The organism is Flavisericum labens, assembly GCF_045446075.1.
GTDB lineage: Bacteria > Bacteroidota > Bacteroidia > Flavobacteriales > Flavobacteriaceae > Flavisericum > Flavisericum labens.
This window is the reverse complement of record NZ_JBJJBQ010000002.1, coordinates 481675-505567: the sequence shown is the minus strand read 5'-3', so window position 1 is coordinate 505567 and position 23893 is coordinate 481675. Positions and strand designations below refer to the sequence as shown.

Sequence of the window (23893 nt, the reverse complement as noted above, 5' to 3'; positions counted from 1 at the left end):
TAACCACTTCCATCAAAAAGATGATGGAAGTGGTTATACCCATGGACACACTTGCATTTACCTACCAATGCTATAATATGGGTACAAACCCTTAGGTTGGAGTATTAGCAAATAACTAGGATTCGCTTACTAGCACTTTACTACTGCAAATCAATTTGCAAGCCGAAAAAGTTTGAATTGGCTGCACTCGTGTATTTGGCGTGCGTATAACTAAAACGCATTTTATTCATTTTAATTGAAATACCAGCTGAAAGCCCCGAAAAGTTGCGTTGGTCCTGAATTCTCAAATCTTCACCCCTTCTGAAATTGTATCCAACTCGGATGTTAAAGCCACCTTCTGGAAAAACTTCTGCACCAACAATAGCATGGCGAATCACTTGACCGATAAACCCAATTTTTTCGGTAGTTTGGTTGCCACTTAGATCACTGGTTGTCCTTGCCGGATTAGGCCTAGATATGGGCCATTGCTGTAAGTTTTCTAAAGTAACATGCCAACGGATAGGAACGTTTTCCAATCGTTGAGACATCCCTAAGGCTACTTCAAAAGGCAAAGATTCATTTAAACCGGCATACGTTGTGATTTGAGAACCAAAGTTTCTCACCACTAGCGCTGCATTGAAATCCATATCTTCATTGATGTAAAGCAAACCTAAATCTATCGCTGCTCCAAAAGAACCGTATTGTTCTAGCTTTGAGGTTATCAGTTTTAGATTTCCACCAAAATAAAAATCGGAATAACCAATTTGAGTAGCATAACCTAATGAAAGTGCCGTTTCACTTCCGCTAAATGTCCCAGTAGAATTCCCATCTTCATCATAGCCATCAAAAGAACCATAATTTATATAAGTTATCCCACCATGAAAGGTTTGCGTATGCCTATCAACTGTATAAGCATATGCGGCAGTTCCATAACCAATTCCGCCTAAATAACTGGTGTAGTTTAAGGCCAATTGATTATCCATTTCAACATTTATTGTTGCCGGATTGAACAAGGCTTGGGTAACATCGTAATCTACATTGGTGAGCACTTTTCCTCCTAAAGCAGCTTGACGTGGAGAAGATACCAAGTTTAAAAACTGATAGGTATGCTCTCCACCAACCTGAGCCATAGTCAAAGTTGTAAGGGCAAGAAAACAAAATGGGAGAATCTTTTTCAGCATATTTACGAACACAAAGAAAGTAAATCTATCTTAAAACGGTAGCAAGAGTTATTTATTTTAAATCACAAAAAAACCTCGAAAACTTTTCGAGGTTTCTTATAACTATATTTTATTTATATTTTTTTGGCGTTTTTAACTTTTTGATTAGTGAGCGCCAATTTAATAACATCGCTCATATCTGTTACATAATGGAATGTTAGCCCTTTTAAGTATTCTGGCTTAATTTCCTCAATATCTCGACGATTGTCTTCACAAAGTAAAATCTCTTTTATCCTGGCACGTTTTGCGGCCAAAATCTTTTCTTTAATACCTCCAACTGGAAGCACTTTTCCACGAAGCGTGATTTCACCTGTCATGGCTAAACTTTTCTTTACTTTTCTTTGTGTGAAAAGCGATACCAATGACGTTAACATCGTTACCCCAGCACTTGGACCGTCCTTAGGTGTTGCACCTTCAGGCACGTGAATATGAACGTTATAATTATCGAAAGCAGCCGAGTCGATACCAAACTCATCAGCATTAGATTTGATGTACTCCATAGCTATGGTAGCTGATTCTTTCATCACTTTACCCAAGTTTCCGGTAACACTCATTAAACCTTTTCCTTTTGATAGAATCGATTCTATAAATAAAATATCACCACCAACTCTAGTCCAAGCTAAACCTGTAACCACTCCTGCAACATTGTTGTTTTCGTATTTATCACGCTCTAATTTTGGACCGCCAAGTACTTCAATAATATCTTCATTGGTCACCTTAATATTATAGTCCTCTTCCATGGCTATATTTTTAGCCGCATGACGCACCATTTTAGCAATTTGTTTTTCTAAACCACGAACACCAGATTCTCGCGTATAGCCCTCCACTATTTTTTCCAATTGCGGTTTACCTATTTTTAAATGTTCTGCAGATAAACCATGCTCTTTTAACTGCTTAGGCAATAGGTGGCGTTTGGCTATTTCTACCTTTTCTTCAATGGTATAACCTGTAACGTTTATAATTTCCATTCTGTCGAGCAGCGCAGGCTGAATCGTTGACAAACTGTTTGACGTTGCTATAAACATAACCTTAGAAAGGTCGTAACCCATCTCCAAGAAATTATCGTAGAACTCGCTGTTCTGTTCTGGATCTAATACCTCTAACATAGCAGAGGATGGGTCACCTTGATGTGAAGTAGCAAGTTTATCAATCTCGTCCAGTACAAACACAGGATTTGATGTGCCTGCTTTTTTCAAACTTTGAATAATTCGCCCGGGCATAGCACCTATATAGGTTTTTCTATGACCTCGGATTTCCGCTTCATCACGCAAACCACCCAAAGACATTCGCACATACTCACGGCCCAAAGCCTCAGCAATAGATTTCCCCAATGATGTTTTACCTACTCCAGGAGGACCGTACAAACACAGAATGGGCGATTTCATATCGTTTCTAAGCTTTAAAACAGCAAGATATTCTATAATTCTTCGCTTTACATCTTCCAATCCAAAATGATCTCTATTCAAGATTTTCATGGCCCGTTTTAAGTCGAACTTGTCTTTGCTAAACTCATTCCATGGCAAATCCAGAAACAACTCTAAATAGTTTCGTTGTATGGAATACTCCGCCACTTGAGGGTTCATGCGTTGCATTTTAGCTATTTCCTTTTCAAAATGCTTGGCTACTTTTTCGTCCCATTTTTTGTCTTTAGCCTTAATGCGCATTTCCTCAATCTCACTATCGTGGCTCACACCCCCCAATTCTTCTTGGATAGTTTTCATCTGTTGGTGAAGGAAATACTCGCGCTGCTGTTGGCTCATATCCATTTGAACTTTAGACTGGATGTCGTTTTTAAGTTCTAATTTCTGAAACTCGACATTCATGTATTTTAGAGTCGCCAAAGCACGCTTTTTCAAATCGTTTATCTCTAAAAGCTCCTGTTTTTCGTTTACAGTAAGATTCATGTTTGAGGACACAAAATTTACCAAGAACGAATTGCTTTCAATGTTCTTTATAGCAAAGGAAGCCTCACTAGGTATATTCGGACTTTCCTTAATAATCTCCAAAGCCAAATCCTTAATGGAATCGATAATGGCTGAAAATTCTTTGTTTTTTTGAGCCGGTTTGGCTTCAGGAATATCGCGAATCGTAGCGTTCATGTATGGTTCTTCGGTAATCACTTCGGCTACCTTAAAACGCTTTTTACCCTGAATAATTACCGTTACGTTACCATCAGGCATTTTTAAAACGCGTAAAATTCTAGCGACGGTACCCGTTTCATGAATGTCTTTTGCTGATGGTTTTTCAACATCTTCATCCTTTTGGGCTACTACGCCAATTACTTTCCCGCCTTTATTGGCATCGTTAATCAGTTTTATGGATTGATCTCTGCCAGCCGTAATAGGAATCACCACGCCAGGAAACAATACTGTATTTCGTAACGATAGAATAGGTAAGGTTTCAGGGAGCTCCTCGTTGTTTATGGCTTCTTCATCTTCTGGAGTCATCAACGGAATTAACTCTGCATTTTCGTCAAATTCCTGCAATGACAAACTGTCAAGATTCATGATATTCGATTTCTTCATATATTTTGTTAAGTCAATCTGTCATTAAAAACAGATTGCTGTGTTCTTTAGTTTATTTAAAAATCTGTTAAACCCTTCATTTTATATGGTTTATCAAATTATAATCAAATCATTTTCTTAATAAAGTCAATAGCTATGCCATACTTATTTTTACGGAGTCAATTTCCCTTAAAAGTTACAACTTCCCCATTTTCTTCATAACAAATAAAATTACAATGGGAATAGCCAACAAAACCACCATCAAAAGATTAGCTTCGAAAAGCCATGGCGCCAACCCCAGCGTAATAATATAACCGCCAACAGCTCCACCAAAATGAGCATCATGACCAATATTACCAATACGGTTTTTCATACCGTAAATGGAGTACAATAAATAGCCCATTCCAAAAACATAAGCAGGAATGGGTATGGGTACAAAAAACAAATACAAACTCATATCTGGCCTTAACAAAATAGCAGCGTAGATTACTCCTGAAACTGCGCCACTGGCACCAACAGCACTGTAGTGGTATTCGTTTTTATGGAAATAAAAAGATAACAAATTACCTAACAGTAAACTACCAAAATAAATTACAATAAATTGCATGGTACTCAAAAGGGCTATAACCACATTAGCAAAAAAATAAAGTGTTAGCATATTAAACAGTAGATGTTGCGTATCTACATGTAAAAACCCAGAACTAAAAATACGAAGATGCTCTCCACGCTTAACCGCGCCAACATTAAATTTATACTTTTCGAAAAAAGAATAATCGTTAAATCCTTTATAAGAAATGATAACGTTTGCAGCAATCAGTATGATGGTTATAACTTCTATTTTACCCATGGATAGTAAACGTTTAAATTTGAATTAGCATATATTTGCAAATCTAAAATTAATTCATGCAATTTCTAGTTTATATTCTAGTTTATCCGTTTTTATGGATTATTTCCATCTTACCTTTTAAATTGCTCTATTTGGTTTCGGATGCCCTATACTTACTACTTTACTACATTATTGGCTACAGAAAAAAAGTAGTAACCGATAACCTAAAATTGGTGTTTCCTAATAAATCTGAAAAAGAAATAACCACAATAAAAAAGAAGTTTTATAGACATTTATGCGATATGTTTCTAGAAATGGCAAAAACCATGACTATCTCTAAAAAATCATTAAAAACGCGCTTTGAAATCACCAACCCCGAAGAATTAAAACGATTGGAAAAACTCAACAAAAGTATAATCCTTATTTTTGGCCATTATGCCAGTTGGGAGTGGTCTATCGTTTTACAAAATTATATTAACTATAAAGGATATGCGGTTTACAAAAAACTGGCCAATAAGCATTTTGATAAATTGGTTAGAGACATTCGTTCTAAATTCAACACCACACTTATAAGTACCAAAGAAACAATCAGTACCATTACGGAACAAGAGAGCCACGGTATTAAAACGATCACCGGTTTTTTAAGCGACCAATCGCCACGATTGAGAAACGAAGTGCATTGGAGCACATTTATGGGTATTGAAGTTCCTTGTTTTACTGGTGCAGAACGTTTGGCCAAAAAATTAGATTTTTCTACGGCTTACCTAAAAGTCAATAAAGTAAAACGCGGACATTATGAAGCTGAAATTAAGATACTCGCTGAAGATTCTAATGTATACAAGAATTATGAATTAACCGATATGTTTTTGCAAGAAGTTGAAAAGCAAATTCATAAAGCGCCAGAATACTATTTTTGGACCCACAAACGCTGGAAACATAGAAAGTAGTATATTAATTTTCAATTTATACACTTTGCTTGGAGTGCTTTAGCAACAATTGCTTTAGTATCTCTCCTTCTATAGGTTTTGCTAAAAAGTCGTCAATTCCGGCGAGTTTGGCACTATTTATATCTTCCTCAAAAGCACTGGCTGAAACAGCTATAATTGGAGTTTTCTTAACGGTATATTTATCTGTTTCTTTTATAAATTTTGCGGCTTGGTAACCATCCATATCGGGCATATAAATATCCATGAAAATAATATCGAAATCTAAAATTTTATAGAGTTCTACAGCCTCTAACCCATTTTTTGCAAACGTGCAATCGGCTCCTTGCTCTTCAAGTAAAAATTTAATCACCTTTTGGTTAGTCCTATTATCTTCTGCTACCAGTACATTTAACTTTTCCATCAATACTGGATTGCTTATCTCTTCTTCTATCTTTAGGTTTAATGTCTTTTTAAGCTGTAAGCTGAAGTAAAACGTAGAGCCTTCGTTTTCTTTACTTTCCAATTTCAATTGACCACCCATAAGTTTTACAAGTTTATTGGAAATGGACAATCCAATCCCTCTTCCTCGATAATCCTTTAAAATCGGACTAGCTATAGATTCTTCAGAATTATCCAGTATCTTTTTAGCTTCGTTAGGCCGCATGCCTACTCCCGTATCCTTTATGTAAAAAGCTATAATCTGATCATCTTTAATACCCACCGTTTGGTCAACAATCACAGAAACTTTCCCGGAATTAGTGAACTTTATGGCATTGTTAATTAAATTTATGAGTATTTGCTGAATTCTTGCTGTATCTCCAATAAGCAAAAACTTGTTTTTATCATGAGGTAAAAAGGTATAACTAAATTCTAAGCCTTTTTCCCAAGCTTGATACTCAAAAACCTTAAATAATTTGGTTAAATCAGACCTTAAATCTATAGTTGTCATTTTTAAGGTGACACCTCCAGATTCGACATCAGAGTTGTCCGTTATCATATTTACCAATTGCAATAAATGTTGCGAAGAGTATTGAGCAATCTCCACTTGCGCTCTCTGATCTTCGGTCAAATCGCTTTGTTTCAACATATTTAGCATCCCCAAAACCGTACTCAACGGCGTGCGCGCCTCGTAGCTCATATTAGCTAAATAAACCGATTTATCGCTGGCTATATTATCGGCAATCTCCAGTTCTTCCTTGATTTCCTCAATTCTATATTTTAAATTCGATTTTATAACCTCGCTTTTCAAGTGGCTTTTCAAAAAATACTGCAAACCAAAAACCTGTATAATGGTTATTACAAATAAAAATAGTGCAACACTATTGGCATAAATTTTTTCGTCGATAAAGGCGTATCCAAGTAAAAGAATAGCGGCAATAGATATAAAAATGAAAATGGACAACTTCCTTTTCACTTTTATGGATTTTATAAATTTTGACAGGAAATTCATAGATTGACGCATTAAACAAACTTATTTATAATTATGTGAAATAGCAAGACATTAATACGCAAATACCCTAATCGATTATTTTAAATTTAACTACTTTTATACTAGAATAAGTTAACTATTAATATTTAAAAAATGAGGATTGAATACGATATAAAATTAGGGTTTAAAGATGTTATGATTAGGCCAAAACGCTCAACCTTAAAAAGTCGATCTGAGGTAACTTTGGAAAGAGAATTTAAATTTTTACATAGTCCTATTTTATGGCAAGGTATTCCTATTATGGCTGCAAATATGGATACGGTTGGCACTTTTAACATGGCCAATGCCCTATCAGATAAAAAGTTATTTACTGCCGTACACAAACATTACTCCACAGATGATTGGGGCGTATTTTTAGCCAGTTTACCTGAAAATGCAGAAAACTACATCGCCGTTAGTACTGGAATTAGCAAACAAGATTCCAATAAGCTAGCCCAAATTTTTAAAATCCATCCGCGTTTAAAATTTATCTGTATTGATGTGGCCAATGGTTATTCTGAGCATTTTGCCCATTTTGTAAAACAAACCAGAGAACAATACCCCGAAAAAGTAATTATTGCCGGTAATGTGGTTACGGGCGAAATGGTTGAAGAGCTATTGCTGTCGGGTGCCGATATTGTTAAAGTTGGTATTGGTCCGGGTTCGGTTTGTACCACACGTGTAAAAACGGGAGTAGGTTACCCCCAGCTTTCGGCCATTATAGAATGTGCAGATGCGGCCCATGGCTTGGGCGGACAGATTATCAGTGATGGAGGTTGTGCCTCGCCAGGCGATATTGCCAAGGCTTTCGGTGCTGGAGCAGATTTTGTAATGTTGGGTGGCATGTTGGCAGGCCACGATGAAAGTGGTGGTGAAATGATTGAAAAAAACGGAAAACCATTCCGTAAATTCTATGGCATGAGTTCTTCTACAGCCATGAATAAACATATTGGTGGTGTGGCTAATTACCGTGCCAGCGAAGGCAAAACAGTAGAAGTACCATACAAAGGATTGGTTGAAAACACTTTACAGGATATTTTGGGTGGTTTGCGCAGTACTTGCACTTATGTTGGAGCATCAAGATTAAAGGAACTCACCAAGCGCACCACATTTATTAGGGTGAATGAGCAAGAAAACAGAGTTTACGATTCATAAAAAAGAAGGTTTTTAACTTTTTAAGCACTATTTTGTTTATTAAGAATTTAAAAAAAATTAACCTTAAAATTATTAATATCACTGTTTTAAAATGCAATAGTGAAAATCTAAATAATATTTAAACGAAATTCCGAAGAGTACAAATTATGCTAAAATTTAGTGTATTTTTATAAAAGTATATCTGCAATAAATCAATCTTTTCATGGCTTTAAAAATTGTTATTTCCCATAAAACTTTATATAAATACGACCGTTTAGTTTCATTATCTCCACATATTTTCAGACTTCGCCCCGCTCCACACAGCAGAACACCCATTGAAGCCTATTCCATAAAAATAAAACCAGAAAATCATTTTTTTAACTGGCAACAAGACCCTTTTGGAAATTATTTAGCTCGATTGACCTTTCCTGAAAAAACCAAAGAGCTTTCTGTTGATGTTGAAATTATAGCTGACTTAAAAACCATAAATCCGTTTGACTTTTTTGTTGAAAAATATGCTGAAGAATACCCGTTTCAGTATCTGGATACAACAAAAAAAGAATTACTGCCCTATTTAGAGATTACCGACAACGGCCCACTTTTACAGGAATTTCTTAAAACTGTTGATTTATCACCAAGAAAAACCATTTATTTTTTAATTGACATCAACCGAAAAATATATGAGTTTTTAAATTATAATATTCGAATGGACCCCGGTGTGCAAACATGCGAACAAACACTTGGGCAAAAAAACGGATCATGTAGAGATTACGCATGGTTATTTGTGCAGATTCTGCGTCATTTAGGATATGGTGCCCGTTTTGTATCGGGTTATTTGGTACAGTTAAAATCTGATGAAAAATCGTTGGACGGCCCTTCTGGACCTGAAGAAGATTTTACCGATTTACACGCCTGGGCGGAGGTTTACATTCCTGGTGCTGGTTGGATTGGTTTTGATGCCACTTCTGGTCTATTGGCTGGTGAAGGGCATATCCCCTTAGCATGTACACCGTCTTTTGAGAGTGCGGCTCCTGTATCTGGAATGACCGATGTTTGTGAAACAGAATTCTTTTTTGAAAATTCTGTAAAACGAATTTTTGAATCACCCAGGGTAACAAAGCCTTACACAGAAGAGCAATGGAATGCCATTTACAATTTAGGATATAAAGTTGAAGAAGAACTAGAAAAGGGTGATGTACGTTTAACCATGGGAGGCGAGCCGACATTTGTCTCTATTGATGATATGGAATCGCCCGAATGGAATACCGATGCCGATGGAGAACACAAACGTGAATTGGCTAGAGACCTATCAGCACGGTTATTTGACGAATTTGGAAAAGGTGGCGTTTTGCATCAAGCGCAGGGTAAATGGTATCCCGGAGAGCCACTTCCCCGCTGGTCTATTGAGATTTGCTGGCGAAAAGACGGTAAACCTATTTGGAATAACAAAAACCTGCTTTCGTTGTTTTCAGAGAACAAAAAATTACCGAAAGATGCCGATAAGAAATTCTTAAAAACACTTACCAAATACCTAGGTGTTTCCGATAAAAACATTAAACCGACATACGAAGATAGTTTTTATTTCCTTTGGCAAGAAGGTCAAGTCCCAATAGATATAGACCCCACAAAAGAAGATGGTAATTTATTGGTAAAAGATAAACTGAAAGAAATTTTAAAAGGAGGGACTTCAAAACCTATTGGCTATGTACTGCCATTAAATAATTCTGAAGGAATATGGCATACAAGTGACTGGAAATTCCGTAGAAAGCACATTTTTCTTATTCCTGGAAATTCACCTATCGGACTAAGATTACCGTTAGATTCACTAATAAAAAAACCAAAACAAGAAGAATTTCCAAAATTTGAACCCGACCAATTTTCAAAACAGGATGCCTTTCCCATTTATTCAAACACTGTGGAAAAACGATTTGAAAAAACTAAAAGCGAAGGTGTTAAAGAAAGTAAGAACGAATATTTTGTTCGTACAGCCCTTTGTTCGGAGGTAAGAGACAATAAACTTCATTTGTTTTTACCGCCATTAGATGCCGCTGAGTTTTATCTAGACCTCATTGCCGCCATTGAAGCGACATCTAAAGAGCTTGATATCCCAGTTGTTTTTGAAGGTTATGACCCGCCTCACGATAATCGTTTGGAATCCATGAAAATAACGCCAGATCCTGGTGTTATTGAAATAAATGTACAACCGGCAAAAAACTGGAAAGAACTCACGCACAATACCCTTACCTTATATGAACATGCCAAACAATCACGATTAGGTACTGAGAAGTTTATGCTTGACGGTAAGCATACGGGTACTGGTGGAGGTAATCACGTAACATTAGGAGGTGTTTCGCCAGCTGATAGCCCATTGTTGCGGAAACCTAGCTTATTGCGAAGTCTGCTCACTTTTTGGCAACACCATCCTGGGCTTTCCTATTTATTTTCGGGTGCCTTTATCGGGGCTACAAGTCAAGCTCCCCGTATTGACGAAGCCCGAATGGAAAATCTATACGAGCTGGAAATTGCCTTCAGCAAAATCCCAAAAGGTGGCGATGTGCCTTTTTGGTTAACCGATAGGTTATTCCGTCATCTATTGACCGATTTAACAGGAAACACCCACCGTGCAGAATTCTGTATTGATAAACTATATTCACCTGATTCATCTACCGGACGTTTGGGTATTTTAGAGCTCCGTGCCTTCGATATGCCACCGCATCCACAAATGAGTTTGATGCAAAATTTACTGGTTAGAACATTAGTAGCTTGGTTTTGGAAAACACCCTATGAGCATGATTTAATTCGCTGGGGAACCGAACTGCACGATAAGTTTTTAATAGAACATTTTGTTCGTGAAGACATTAAAAGTATTGTTAAGCAACTCAATAAAGCGGGTTACGATTTCAAAGAAGATTGGTTTAATCCATTTTTCGAGTTCAGGTTTCCGCTCTACGGTATGACCACAATTAACGATGTTCATTTTGAATTGCGGGCTGCCATCGAACCATGGAACGTTTTAGGCGAAGAGATGTCTGGTGGTGGAACAGCAAGATATGTTGATTCTTCATTGGAGCGCGTACAAATTAAAGTATCAAACTTTACAACTAAAAGATATGTTGTAACTTGCAACGGTGTAAAAGTGCCTTTAACAAGCACTGGTGTAAAAGGTGAATATGTTGCCGGCATACGTTATAAAGCTTGGAATCCTTATTCGGCATTGCACCCCACAATTGGCGTAGATGCCCCGTTGGTTTTTGATATTGTTGACACTTGGAATAAGCACTCCCTAGGCGGTTGTACTTATTTTGTAGGCCATCCCGGAGGACGTGCCTACGAAACCTATCCTATAAATAGCCTTGAAGCCGAATCTAGACGTATTAATCGTTTTTGGGATATTGGACACACGCAAGGCGATATTATTGATGATAAAGGTGGTAAAATTAGCAAAGAAGAATACAAAACTATCAAAAAACAATACAGCTCTAAAAAATTTAAGTACAAAGAATTATCGGTAAATGCAGAATTTCCTGTAACGCTAGATTTAAGAAAAAAGTAACACCGAATGCCCATAGATTCAAATACCTTATTTCAAAATTATTTTTCCGATTTCAGGAATTATGATGAAGTATTAAAATCTAATATGACCGTTAACTCAAATTGGGAAAAATTACTCCATAATTTAACCCAAATGGACACCAAAAACCTATTGACCAAACAAAACGAAGTCAATTGGTTGATGGAAGAAAACGGTGTAACCTACAATGTTTACAATGACCCCAATGGTATACGCAGGTCGTGGCGTTTAAACATCGTTCCTTTTTTAATTCATGAGAACGAATGGAAAACTATTGAAAGTGGTATTGCACAACGCGCAGAACTATTTAACCTGATTTTAGAAGATGTTTACGGCAAACGCGAGCTGATAAAAAACGGCATTATTCCGCAAGAAATTATTTTTGCCCATCGCGGGTTTTTAAGGCAATGTGACCAAATTCAATATAAAACATCCAAAAATCTGCTCATTTATTCATCAGATTTGGCAAGAGGTCCTGATGGTCGTATGTGGGTGGTAAGTGATAGAACGCAGGCACCTTCCGGAATGGGTTATGCCCTAGAAAACAGATATGCACTTAGCAAAGTTTTACCAAATATTTTCCAAAATATAAACATTAAACAACCTTCGGCTTTCTTTTATGAGCTCAACCAAATGCTTATTAAAGCGGCACCACAAAATAGAGAAAACCCCAATATTGTTGTATTAACACCGGGACCACATAACGAAACGTATTTTGAACACTCTTACATGGCGTCCTTCTTGGGATATCCTTTGGTTTCAGGAAACGATTTAGTAGTTAGAAATGGTAAATTATGGATGAAAACCTTAAAAGAACTCAAACAGGTTGATGTTGTATTGCGCCGTGTTGATGATGTGTTTATGGACCCTTTAGAACTTAGGGAAGATTCCTATTTGGGCGTAGCTGGTTTATTGGATGTGGTTAGAGAGCAGCAAGTCGCCATTGTTAACCCTATTGGAAGTGGTATTCTTGAAAATTCTGGTCTAATACCCTTTATGAATGCTATTTGTAACTATTTTTTAGATGAAGATTTAATCTTACCGCAAATTGCATCTTGGTGGTGTGGACAAGAAAAAGAGCGCGATTATGTTTTAAACCATTTAAGAGATTTGGTTGTAAAACGCATTGACCGCTCCAACAGGGAAAATATTTTCTTCTGTGAGTTTTTAGATGACACCGCACTGGAAAATTTAAAGAAAGAAATTTTATTGGCACCCTATACATTTGTGGCCCAAGAGAAAATATCGTTTTCGACAGCGCCCGATTTTAAAAATGGCTCTTTAGAACCCCGAAAAGTAATTTGCCGGACATTTGCCATTGCTAAAGATGACATTTACAATGTAATGCCAGGTGGTTTAGTGCGTGTGGCTGCCGAGCGAGAAACCTTATTTGTTTCTAACCAACGTGGTGGCATCAGTAAGGACTTTTGGGTGGTTTCAGATAACGAACAAACCAACATTCAAAATTATTCTTGGGACAGTACCTGTAAAATTTCAATTTCAGATATTAATGATTTACCAAGTAATACGGCCGAAAACCTTTATTGGTCGGGTCGCTACTTAGGTCGTGCCTTAGTTACTACGCGTTATTTGCGCATGGTTCTTAACAAGATGAACCAAGACCAATATAATACTCGTAATTCTAATTCAGAAAGCTTAAACCTGCTTTACAAATCAATTACCAACATTACTTCTACTTTTCCTGGTTTTGTTGGCAAAGGTGCTTCAAAAGCTTTAAGCAATCCGTTAAAAGAGATTGTTTCCTTAATGACCGATGAAAAGCGATTAGGTAGTTTAGCCCAAATCATGTCCAGTTTCAGCAATTCTTATTATACCTTGAGAAGCTTGTGGTCTAAAGATATGTGGCGTGTTTTTGATGGTATTAATAGACAATGGGCAAAATTTTTAGAAACCGAAGACAAATCTATTAACGAACTCTCAAAAATACTAGACCGCATTGTTACCCGATTAATCGCGTTTATGGGACTTATTGAAGAAAGCATATTGGTTAACCAAGGTTTATTGCTCTATTTTATTGGGCTACAGACCGAACAAGCCATGATGAGTATCGCCAAATGCAGGTCGTTACTTATTTTTGACCACGACGAACATTTGCAATACGAAATTTTAGAATCACTATTAACCAGCCATGAAAGTTTAAATATCTATCGATACAGTTACCGTTCGTATTTGAGCATAGGCAACGTCATCCAGCTCATTTTACTGGACAAAGAATACTCCAAATCATTATCCTATCAAATTGGAAGGTTAAAAAAAGACATGTCAAGATTACCAGAATCAAAGGGAACGCATACATTTATCAAATGCCAAGAAAACATTAATGAAGCTTTTTGTTTAATTCAAAACGCTAATCTCGATTTACTTTTGCAAACCGACAACACAGGAAAACATCGAAAAAACCTAGATGACATGCTATCAAAAATAAGTAATCTGCTGCATGATGCCTCAATGGCTATTTCTGATACGTATTTCAATCATTCCTATCAGCAAAAACAGATGTTTACCCAAAATTTTCCGCTTGAATAAATGACTTTTCAAATTTCACATACCACAAGTTATGAATACGAGCACGGGGTTACCTTTTGCCACAATATTGCTACTGTAAAACCACAGGATATCCTAGGTCAAAAAGTTTTAGATCACCAATTGGAAATAAGCCCAGAACCTACAGAATTTTCAGAAAGAATAGATTTTTTTGGTAACACCATTACGCGTTTTGCAATTCAGCAACATCATACCAAATTAAAAGTAACGGCTAAAAGTAAAGTTCTGAGAGATTTCACTCTAAGCCCTAATATAAATGATTCTATTGACGGACAAAAAATCACTTTAAGAGAGGCTCAAGAGGCCTTGAAAGGGTTCAAACCAGAATTTACAGATATAAAGCAGTTTATACTAGAGTCTGTTCTGATTGCAAAAATTTCACCAGAAATTCAGGCTTATGCTGAAATATCCTTTCAGCCAGAGCGTTCTGTCTTTGAAGCTGCCCACGAGCTCATGCAGCGTATTTTCAACGATTTTGAATTCAACACCAAAGTAACCAATGTCGCTACGCCCATACATGAAGTCATAAAACAAAAAAAAGGGGTTTGCCAAGATTTTGCGCACATCGCCATTGCCTGTGTTCGTGCGGTAGGCCTACCTGCTCGTTATGTAAGCGGCTATATTGAAACACTGCCGCCGCCCGGTAAAGAAAAACTGGTAGGAACGGACGCATCGCATGCCTGGTTTTCGGTTTATATACCACATTTCGGTTGGGTAGATTTTGACCCAACCAATAATCAAATCCCCAAGAACCAACATATTATAGTGGCCTACGGACGTGATTATTACGATGTACCACCTCTAAAAGGTGTTATTTACAGCACTGGTAAAAACAAAATGAAAGTGGCCGTAGATATTAGGCCTGCTGTTTAAAACTTATGGATAACACACTTATTTTTTTGGCTCAGCCGATAAGCCCTCCTCAGTTCTTTTTACCAACTGAATGGTACCATCTTCATTAAAATAAAGGTATTCGGCACAAATTTGGCGTTGTCTTTTTCTGTTATCACATACATCACCCGTATCCATCCAGCGGTGATAAAATAAAATCCATTGCCCATTGTACTCAACAATAGAGTGATGGTTATTGCTTTCGTGCTCCTGCTTCATAATAATACCCTTATATTCCCAAGGTCCTTTTGGTGAATCAGACATATAGTATGTCAGTACTCGATTTCCTTCAGGCATGGTAAAATAATAATTATCTTCTCTTTTAAAAACCCAAGGACCTTCCATAGAAGGTTCGTAACCTCCCATATCCATTTTTTGAAAATCGCCTTTCACAGCATTCATATCATCAGTAAGCTGCACCACGTTATAATCTGCACCCTTACCATGCACATATAAATAAGGTGTTCCGTCGTCAATAAACAAACAAGGGTCGTTGGAATATGGCTCCGTCCATAGTGGCGCACCAATATGGTCTACAAAAGGTCCCGTTGGAGATTCGCTTACAGCAATCCCCACTCCCATCCATTTGGTACTGTTTTCTGGATTTATGCGGTCTTTATGGCCAGTACCTGCAGGGAAACAAAAGTAATATTTGCCATCTTTGTATGCACAATCAGGTGCCCAAGCATAATTATCGGCCCAAGACAAATCGTCAACCGATAAACACGCTCCATGGTCTTTCCAATTTATTAAATCATCTGATGAAAACACATGCCAGTCTTTCATCCAAAAATCTTCTTGGCATTCTTCATCATGTGAAGCGTAGATATACAACCTGCCATCTTTCCAAACATGGGCAGATGGGTCAGCAGTTCTAATATTACTTCCAAAATTTAAGGGGTTTTGTGAAAATGCTAAAGTACTTACTAGTGCAAAAATTAAAGCTGACTTTTTCTTCATGTGAGTTGTATTATTTGAATCAATTTTGGAAAATGAATTTTAAAAAATGATTAAGGTATATAGTTTTAATGTTGGGCATTTATGTTTAAACGCTTCATACGAATATCGATTTAGTGAAAATGCCGACTGCATTTTTAATTTCTTTTTCTAAAAATGAGTGATTTTTTCGCCATTTTCTTTAGGAGTTTTATATATTTTAAAAATCCTATTTTTCATAATATACGGTAACGGCCTGTGTACGGTGTCTTATCTATCCCAAATGCTAGCTTTAAGCTATTGTTATAAAACAGTCATTTGTTAAGCTCACATCTATTCTACTAAAATACGATCTGGTTGTCCTTTTTCATGAACTCTAAAAACAACTCCTTTTACATCTTCATTTAATGATGAAAAACTATGAACATGTCTAAGTGGTACTTTCGCCGTTTCACCAGCCTTAATGATTATTTTTGATTTGTCCTTTAAGGTTAATTCTCCAGATCCTTGTATTAAATAAACAAATTCTTCACCAGGATGATAATGAGTTGGGAGCGTTGTGTTTTTAGGAAGCTCTATGTAACTCATAATGACTTCAATTCCTTCTTCCAGTTCCAAAGAATCGCGGAGTAAGTTTTCAATTTTCAGTGATTGAATAACATCTTCCTTTGCATCGATATTTTGATTTTTCTTTTCATTTGAGCAGCCGGTAAAAATAAAAACTGCCAAAAAAATCAAGGTACGTACTGTCTTTAGTTTCATAATATTGATTATTTGGTTTTTATTATAATTTTAAATGTTGCCTAACGAACTGGTGAATCATTTCGTTACGTGGTTAAGTATTAAAGTTAGCAAATAAATCACAGATAGAAAGTCCGAGAAGACTTTCGTAAGTAGGCTCGAACTAGCAATTAATTTTATACGGCTTAAGTTTGACTTTTAATTAAATTTGATATAAATCAGAAAGAACAAAAGAGAGGATTAAGGTTAGTATATACGGTGAAGCTTTAGACTTCGGCAACATTGATAATCCCCTCTCTTTTCTACTTTAATTTCGTTCAGTTCTGTGAGACCAAGATCTCGTTTTTAAGTTGTTGAAAGCAAAGTAGAGTGTCCTTTCATAAAACAGTTCTTATGAATAAAAGTACAGAATTTTTTGGAATAGACATCTTAAGTTTGACTTTTAATTAAATTTGATATAAATCAGAAAGAACAAAAGAGAGGATTAAGGTTAGTATATACGGTGAAGCTTTAGACTTCGGCAACATTGATAATCCCCTCTCTTTTCTACTTTAATTTCGTTCAGTTCTGTGAGACCAAGATCTCGTTTTTAAGTTGTTGAAAGCAAAGTAGAGTGTCCTTTCATAAAACAGTTCTTATGAATAAAAGTACAGAATTTTTTGGAATAGACATCAGCAAAGATGTCTTTGATGTTTTTAGTTTGGAGACAGGATATAATCAGTTTACAAACAATGAAAAGGGATTTAAGCAATTCATTAAAAAACTATCAAAGGGAAGTTTGGTGGTCATGGAAGCCACGGGCTATTACCATTATTGTTTGGCACAATATTTATATGAAAAGGGCTATGCTGTTTCGGTAGTAAACCCATTATCGGTAAAGCGCTTTATCCAGATGAAACTGTCGAAGGTAAAAACAGATAAAAGTGATGCGAAATCTATCTGTGAATATGCACGTAACAATGAAGTACCGCTTTACACGGCAAAGGACAAAAGTCAAGCCGAATGTTTGCAGTTACTTCGCTTGATGGATACTTATGTAAAGCACCGTACGGCCATGAAAAACAAACTGGATGGCGAAAAGGTTTTGGGCATTCCCTCAAAAGCAGTGTATCGCTCATTGAGCAGAACCATAAAGCACTTAAACAAGGAGCTGGCACTACTGGAAGCCCGATTGATAGACTTGGTAAAAGAAGAGCAACAGGAACAATTACGGCTTTTAAAAACCATTCCAGGCATTGGAGAAAAAGCAGCTATTTTATTGGTTGTATTCACAGATGGTTTTTCAAAGTTTGAAAACTCGAAACAATTGTGCTGCTATGCAGGTATTACACCTACCATCAGGCAATCTGGCAGTAGCGTAAGAGGACGAAGTCGGATAAGCAAAATAGGGAACAAGAAATTAAGGAACCAATTGTTCCTGAGCAGTTTTACCGCTTGCCAATACAATAAGGCTTGCAGAGAGTTGTTTGAACGGATTGTGGCACAAGGAAAAAGTAAAAAGCTGGCTTTGTTGGCGGTTTGCAACAAACTGTTGAAACAGGCATTTGCAATTGCGAAATCGGGATTGCCATACAATGAAAACTTTGTTTCAAAAATGGCTTAAAAAGATTTGTTTTTTAGCTCAGTTCTTTGTTAGCCATCTGGCATTTCTTTCACGTTGTATTGAATGTCCTTAATCTTTAATTTTAGCCAAGTCCATTTGCCACTTTCCAATTTCCAACTTGCTTCGCATTCGATTGGTATTTTTATTCCATTCCGTTCTTCTGTTTGTGTTGCTATTACAGTCCATTCGGTTGGTTCTACTGCATTTGAATCTTGAAAACGCATTGCATTAAATTTTTTAAAGTTTCCTTTTTCGTCAAAGTAGAATTCTCCCGTACCTTTTGCTCCGTTATATTCCATAGTTGCTTTGGCGGAATATTCGTCCAAAGACTCCCATTTTATATATGGACTTAAAGACGCTGAAGGAAACCAAACTATTTCTGCTAAATATCTTTGTAAGGTTGCTTGGTCAACTTTATCGTTGTTTTTGGCATCTGCTACAGAAATGAGCGATAACAACTTTATTGTCATTTCTCCATTTCCGTTCTCAAATTTATCTCGACCAACTACGCTAAAAATTGAATTCATTTTAGTATTAATGTTCCAATTAAATGCTGGCGGATTTATTGTAAAATACTGTTCGGCTTTTCCATTGTTCCAGTTTTCTTGGTCGGGACTTAATTTAAGTTGTAATTCTTGAGTCAAATGCACATTAGAAATCGACATTTTACCAATTGTTTCGTTGTTAGTTAGCCACTTTTGTACAATTGAGGGTAATTCCGAAATAGTCTCTTTGGTAATTACTTTTTCACTAACAGTCTGTGAGTTTTCAAACAGTTTTTTCCTTTCTTCTGCAATCTTATTTTTAAAACTAAAGTTTGAATAAGCTATTATTACAGATATGAGAATTATTAGGTTTGCTATTGTACCAAATTTTGCATCAGACCAATAGTTGAAAATTAAAATCTGTGAAACAATTACAGCTAAAAACCCACTTAACCACCAATAATTGGACTGAAATATTAATAAAACGATTGCAAATGCAAAAAGAATAAATGTCAATAGCCAGACTAATCCAAAAGTTTTAGAAATCGGCTGTGTAATAGCATTAAATTCAGATATGCCAAATGCTTTCAGAAATCCGAATAAGTGGATAATTCCGTGTATTCCAATTAATATGATTAAAGCTATTCGCATTGTTTTTTTGCTTGTGGCTAACGTATTATATCATAACTTTTATTCCCTATATCCCGTAAATATGTCAGAATATAACAAGTTTTTGGTTACTGATATCCCCTAAAGATAATAATATCTTTGTAATAAAAAACTCTAGTGTTTACTTTGTTTTTCTTCTAAATTTGTTTCCCTGTAGACCCAAATTTGGAAGGAATAAGCTCATAAGTATATTCAGGGTTTATATGTACTTCATTTCGATGCGACACATATAAAATATCGGTACGGCTTTCGGCTGCAATTTTGTTGATGAGTTGTGAAAAGAGTTGAGTATCGGAGTCGTCCAACCCATTGGTGGGTTCGTCTAAAATAAGCAAAGGTGGGTGTTTCACCATGGCACGCGCAATAAGCACCAAGCGCTTGTGCCCGGCCGATAGGGATAGGAAATCCTTATCCTTTTTATCCAACAAGCCCAACAATTCCAACCATTCGTGAGAAATAAAAATTTGCCTTTCGGTGGGGTACTTATACAGGCCAATAGAATCGAAAAAACCAGAAAGAATCATTTTCTCAATAGAATCCAATCGCCTAAAACCGCGTAGCATTTCAGAGGTATAATGGCCAATATTGTTTTTAATGTCCCAAATGGTTTCACCACTCCCCTTTTGCTTTCCGAACAACACGATATCTTGATTGTAAGCTTTTGGGTTGTCGCCCGAAATAAGTGTTAACAAGGTGCTTTTTCCTGATCCATTCGGACCAATTAATTGCCAAAATTCGCCAGCTTTAATTTCCCAACAAATATCTTTTAAAATGGGCCTGTCACCATAAGCCACATTCACCTTATTAAATTTTACCAACGGATTAAAAATTTTGACCGATATGTGTTCAGGGGCTGGTAAATCCTTTACGAAATGGTTTATGTTTTCTACATTAAAACCTTTTTTTGCCTTTTTGTAGGTACCATTTTCAGAAACATAAATGGTTTTTATAAAAGGAAGAATGTCACGCTTTCTGTTCGTAATTTGAACTACACGTTTTGTTGAACTTAACTGATAGAGTGTTTCGTTGATTTCAGTCTGTGTAGCTGTGTCTAAACTATCAAACACGTTATCTATTATAATATAATCGGGATCCTGCTGGATGATGTGTCTTAAGAGCGCCTTTTTGCGCTCACCTTGCGAGGAATGCAGTAGGCTGTTTTTGGAGTCGGTCAACACATTAAAATGGTCGTGCCTAATCTCTTCTTCTATAAGCTTATTAAGGGTGATTTCGGAAAACAATGCGCCCTTTAAACCGAAAAGCTCAGTAATCTCCTTTCCAGATATGAGCTTTTCAATAAGTTGTTTCTTATTGTCTTGATTAGAAATGTAATAGGTGACGTGCAATAGCGACATACCAAATACGGACGCTTTTTATGAAAATTTATAATTCATTAGTATGGAAAGGCACCAAACCATCAATAGGACGTCGAACAAAATTTCCTGTTTTAAAGCCCATTTCTTCCGCCACTTCCTTAATCTCCTTTTGAGCAAAATAGGCAATAGATCCAGCAAAATGTACAGGTACAGTTTTAAGTTCTTCTTTGTATTGCATAATCATGTTGTTGGCAAACAACCGGATACCTTTTTTAATGAGATCGATAATGTATTCCGAATCTTTATTCAAAAACATAAACTCTGCAAAATTAGCTAAATAAGCATTAGGGTTAGGTTGTTTGTACAGGTTGTATTTTATGTAATCGGAATCCATATTGTACTTACTACCAAAGGCCAGTTCAATGTTTTCTGGCATGTGGTTAAAATAGAAATCCCTAATTAACTGTTTTCCGTAATAATTACCCGAAGCATCGTCCATAAGCGTATAGCCTAAAGAGTTAACGCGTTGATGAAGTCCTTTTCCATCGTAGTAACTACAATTGGAACCTGTACCCAAAATACAAACCACCGCAGCTTCTTCGGGCGTGCTAATGGTGGCATATACAGCTGCAAGAGTGTCTTCGTTTACTTCAACATGGGCGTTTTCAAATATCTCTTCAAGAACGCCCTTTAAGGCTGTTCTTGGGTTTTCGGTACCACAGCCGGCTCCATAAAAAAACACATGGGTAACGGCTTTACTGTGCTCTTTTAACTCTTTACTTTTTTTGATGGTTTTAACCAACTTTTTTTCCGACAAAATGGCCGGGTTAAGACCTTTTGTTCGGATTTTTTCCATCAACTTATTTCCATTTTTATCTACCGCTAACCAATCTGATTTGGTAGAACCACTATCAACAATTAAAACCATAAAGTTTAAAGCTAAAAAAACTCCACAAATCCTTGTAATTTACGCAGACGCTGTGGAGCTGTTATTATATATAATATTATCTAAAATTATATTTTACTAATATGTTGAGCTAGGTCAACTAATTTAGTTGAATATCCAAATTCGTTATCGTACCAAGATACTAATTTAAGGAAATTATCATTCAAAGCAATACTTGCTCCAGCATCAAAAACACTTGTTAATGATTCTGAAACGAAGTCTTGAGATACTACAGACTCTTCAGTATAACCTAAAACACCTTTTAAAGGCCCTTCAGAAGCTGCTTTTAAAGCTGCTTTTACCTCATCCCATGATGCAGCTTTTTCAGTTCTTACCGTTAAATCTACTACAGAAACATCTGGAGTTGGTACTCTAAATGCCATACCAGTTAATTTTCCGTTTAGTTCTGGAATTACTTTACCTACTGCTTTTGCAGCACCAGTTGAAGATGGGATAATGTTAGCTAAAGCACTTCTACCGCCTCTCCAGTCTTTTCTTGAAGGTCCATCTACCGTCATTTGAGTTGCCGTTGTAGCGTGAACTGTAGTCATTAATCCTTCAACAATTCCAAAGTTATCGTTAATTACTTTCGCTAAAGGTGCTAAACAGTTTGTAGTACAAGATGCGTTAGATACAATCGTGTCGGCTGCAGTAATCTTGTCGTGGTTCACACCCATTACAAACATTGGAGCATCTGCAGATGGTGCAGAAATAGCTACTTTTTTCGCACCAGCTGTAATGTGAGCTTGAGCCTTATCTAATGTTGTGAAAATACCTGTACAATCTAAAACCACTTCTGCTCCTACGGCATCCCATTTTAAATCTTCTGGGTTACGCTCTGCAGTAATCCTAATTTCGTTTCCGTTTACTACTAAGTTTCCATTAGAACTGATATCAACTGTTCCGTTGAATCTACCATGCACTGAATCGTACTTTAATAAGTAAGCTAAATGATCTACATCCAATAAATCATTAATTCCAACTATTTCAATATCAGGTCTTGAAGCAGCTACTCTAAAAGCTATTCTACCTATTCTCCCAAATCCGTTAATTCCAATTTTTAATTTTGACATAATCGTGTTTATAAATGTTAAGTGCTCATAATATCTGAGACACGCAATAATTCTAAGTTTATTTTTGTTTTTCCTTTTATGGCTTTTTCCAGAGGTGTTAGCTCCATTTTACTATTTATAAGGCCTACCATGTAATTCGTTTCGCCGTTTAACAGCGACTCAACAGCCTTAACCCCCATTCTACTAGCTAAAACGCGGTCAAAACAAGATGGTGAACCTCCACGTTGCATGTGTCCTAAAACGGAAACTCGTACATCGTAACCTTCCATGTTTTCATCTACGTAATCTTTAAGCTGAAAAATATTTTTACCTATTTTATCACCTTCTGCTACAATGACGATACTTGATGATTTTCCAGTCTTTCTACTTCTATTTAAAGATTCTACCAATCGGTCTAACCCCAAATCTTCTTCAGGTATCAAAATTTCTTCGGCTCCACCGGCAATACCAGCATTTAATGCTATGTGGCCTACATCACGCCCCATAACCTCAACAAAGAACAATCGGTTATGCGAACTTGCCGTATCTCTAATTTTGTCAATGGCGTCTACAACGGTATTTAAAGCGGTATCGAAACCTAAAGTGTGTGTAGTTCCAAAAATATCGTTGTCGATGGTACCCGGAATACCCATTACCGGGAAATTAAATTCTTGGTTAAACACAAGTGCTCCAGTAAATGAACCATCACCACCGATTACCACCAAACCATCGATTTCGGAATCAACTAAATTTTGAAACGCTTTTTGGCGCCCTTCTTTGGTTCTAAATTCTTTTGAACGTGCAGATTTTAGTATGGTTCCTCCTTTATTTATAATTCCTTTTACGCTTCTGGCATCTAAGTATTCAAAGTCGCCCTCAATCAAGCCTTCATAACCTCTATAGACTCCAAAGCACTTTACACCATGATAAGCACATGACCTAACTACAGAACGAATTGCTGCATTCATTCCTGGAGAATCTCCACCTGAAGTTAATACAGCTACATTTTTTATTGTTCTAGGCATTCGTATATTTTAATTTTTTGAAGCGTAAAATTAATA

At 36.5% G+C, this 23893-nt stretch carries 17 protein-coding genes; 6 read left to right on the top strand and 11 right to left on the bottom strand.

All coding sequences use genetic code 11. The features are described from left to right. Positions 1-140 precede the first annotated feature (140 nt). The 3 genes from porQ to ACIEHO_RS05895 form a co-directional block, all read right to left on the bottom strand. Entirely contained in the window at positions 141-1160 is a 1020-nt protein-coding gene (gene porQ / locus ACIEHO_RS05905; protein WP_406969626.1) for a type IX secretion system protein PorQ, read from the bottom strand. A gap of 113 nt (positions 1161-1273) precedes the next feature. Further along, a complete protein-coding gene (gene lon / locus ACIEHO_RS05900) occupies positions 1274-3724 on the bottom strand; it encodes an endopeptidase La (protein WP_406969624.1) in 2451 nt (816 codons plus the stop codon). A gap of 175 nt (positions 3725-3899) precedes the next feature. Continuing rightward, on the bottom strand, positions 3900-4550 hold the full coding sequence (locus ACIEHO_RS05895) for a rhomboid family intramembrane serine protease (protein ID WP_406969622.1): 651 nt from the start codon (positions 4548-4550) through the stop codon (positions 3900-3902). A gap of 56 nt (positions 4551-4606) precedes the next feature. Between ACIEHO_RS05895 and ACIEHO_RS05890 the strand changes: the two genes are divergently transcribed. Then, complete coding sequence (locus ACIEHO_RS05890) at positions 4607-5476, top strand: lysophospholipid acyltransferase family protein (RefSeq protein ID WP_406969620.1); 870 nt, start codon at positions 4607-4609, stop codon at positions 5474-5476. 16 nt (positions 5477-5492) lie between these two features. Here ACIEHO_RS05890 and ACIEHO_RS05885 read toward each other — a convergent pair whose 3' ends face one another. Continuing rightward, entirely contained in the window at positions 5493-6905 is a 1413-nt protein-coding gene (locus ACIEHO_RS05885; RefSeq protein WP_406969618.1) for a response regulator, read from the bottom strand. A gap of 132 nt (positions 6906-7037) precedes the next feature. Here ACIEHO_RS05885 and ACIEHO_RS05880 point away from each other — a divergent pair, with 132 nt between their 5' ends. The 4 genes from ACIEHO_RS05880 to ACIEHO_RS05865 all read left to right on the top strand — a co-directional run bounded on the left by ACIEHO_RS05880 (position 7038) and on the right by ACIEHO_RS05865 (position 15066). Further along, entirely contained in the window at positions 7038-8078 is a 1041-nt protein-coding gene (locus tag ACIEHO_RS05880) for a GMP reductase (RefSeq protein ID WP_406969616.1), read from the top strand. A 202-nt stretch (positions 8079-8280) separates the two neighbouring features. Then, on the top strand, positions 8281-11610 hold the full coding sequence (locus ACIEHO_RS05875; protein WP_406969614.1) for a transglutaminase family protein: 3330 nt from the start codon (positions 8281-8283) through the stop codon (positions 11608-11610). A gap of 6 nt (positions 11611-11616) precedes the next feature. Further along, the gene (locus ACIEHO_RS05870; protein ID WP_406969612.1) at positions 11617-14175 is read left to right on the top strand and encodes a circularly permuted type 2 ATP-grasp protein; all 2559 of its coding nucleotides are present in this window, start codon (positions 11617-11619) and stop codon (positions 14173-14175) included. Next, a complete protein-coding gene (locus ACIEHO_RS05865) occupies positions 14176-15066 on the top strand; it encodes a transglutaminase family protein (protein WP_406969610.1) in 891 nt (296 codons plus the stop codon). Between the two features lie 18 nt (positions 15067-15084). Here the strand turns inward: ACIEHO_RS05865 and ACIEHO_RS05860 are convergent, their stop codons facing one another. Then, the gene (locus ACIEHO_RS05860) at positions 15085-16044 is read right to left on the bottom strand and encodes a family 43 glycosylhydrolase (RefSeq protein ID WP_406969608.1); all 960 of its coding nucleotides are present in this window, start codon (positions 16042-16044) and stop codon (positions 15085-15087) included. Between the two features lie 309 nt (positions 16045-16353). After that, entirely contained in the window at positions 16354-16782 is a 429-nt protein-coding gene (locus tag ACIEHO_RS05855) for a cupin domain-containing protein (protein ID WP_406969606.1), read from the bottom strand. A gap of 616 nt (positions 16783-17398) precedes the next feature. On the opposite strand from ACIEHO_RS05855, the gene ACIEHO_RS05850 reads away from it, so the two are divergent. Further along, positions 17399-18364: an IS110 family RNA-guided transposase gene (locus ACIEHO_RS05850; protein WP_406969604.1), complete on the top strand. Its 966-nt coding sequence runs from the start codon at positions 17399-17401 to the stop codon at positions 18362-18364. A 29-nt stretch (positions 18365-18393) separates the two neighbouring features. Here ACIEHO_RS05850 and ACIEHO_RS05845 read toward each other — a convergent pair whose 3' ends face one another. From ACIEHO_RS05845 to pfkA, 5 genes are all read right to left on the bottom strand, one after another. Then, a complete protein-coding gene (locus tag ACIEHO_RS05845; protein ID WP_406969602.1) occupies positions 18394-19500 on the bottom strand; it encodes a DUF6920 family protein in 1107 nt (368 codons plus the stop codon). Positions 19501-19655: 155 nt separating this feature from the next. After that, positions 19656-20873: an ATP-binding cassette domain-containing protein gene (locus tag ACIEHO_RS05840; RefSeq protein ID WP_406969600.1), complete on the bottom strand. Its 1218-nt coding sequence runs from the start codon at positions 20871-20873 to the stop codon at positions 19656-19658. A gap of 28 nt (positions 20874-20901) precedes the next feature. After that, on the bottom strand, positions 20902-21762 hold the full coding sequence (locus tag ACIEHO_RS05835; RefSeq protein WP_406969598.1) for a BadF/BadG/BcrA/BcrD ATPase family protein: 861 nt from the start codon (positions 21760-21762) through the stop codon (positions 20902-20904). Positions 21763-21848: 86 nt separating this feature from the next. Continuing rightward, on the bottom strand, positions 21849-22853 hold the full coding sequence (gene gap / locus ACIEHO_RS05830) for a type I glyceraldehyde-3-phosphate dehydrogenase (RefSeq protein ID WP_406969596.1): 1005 nt from the start codon (positions 22851-22853) through the stop codon (positions 21849-21851). Between the two features lie 17 nt (positions 22854-22870). Further along, positions 22871-23857 carry a 6-phosphofructokinase gene (gene pfkA / locus ACIEHO_RS05825; protein WP_406969594.1) on the bottom strand — a complete coding sequence of 329 codons (987 nt, stop codon included), beginning with the start codon at positions 23855-23857 and terminating at the stop codon, positions 22871-22873. Positions 23858-23893: the final 36 nt, after the last annotated feature.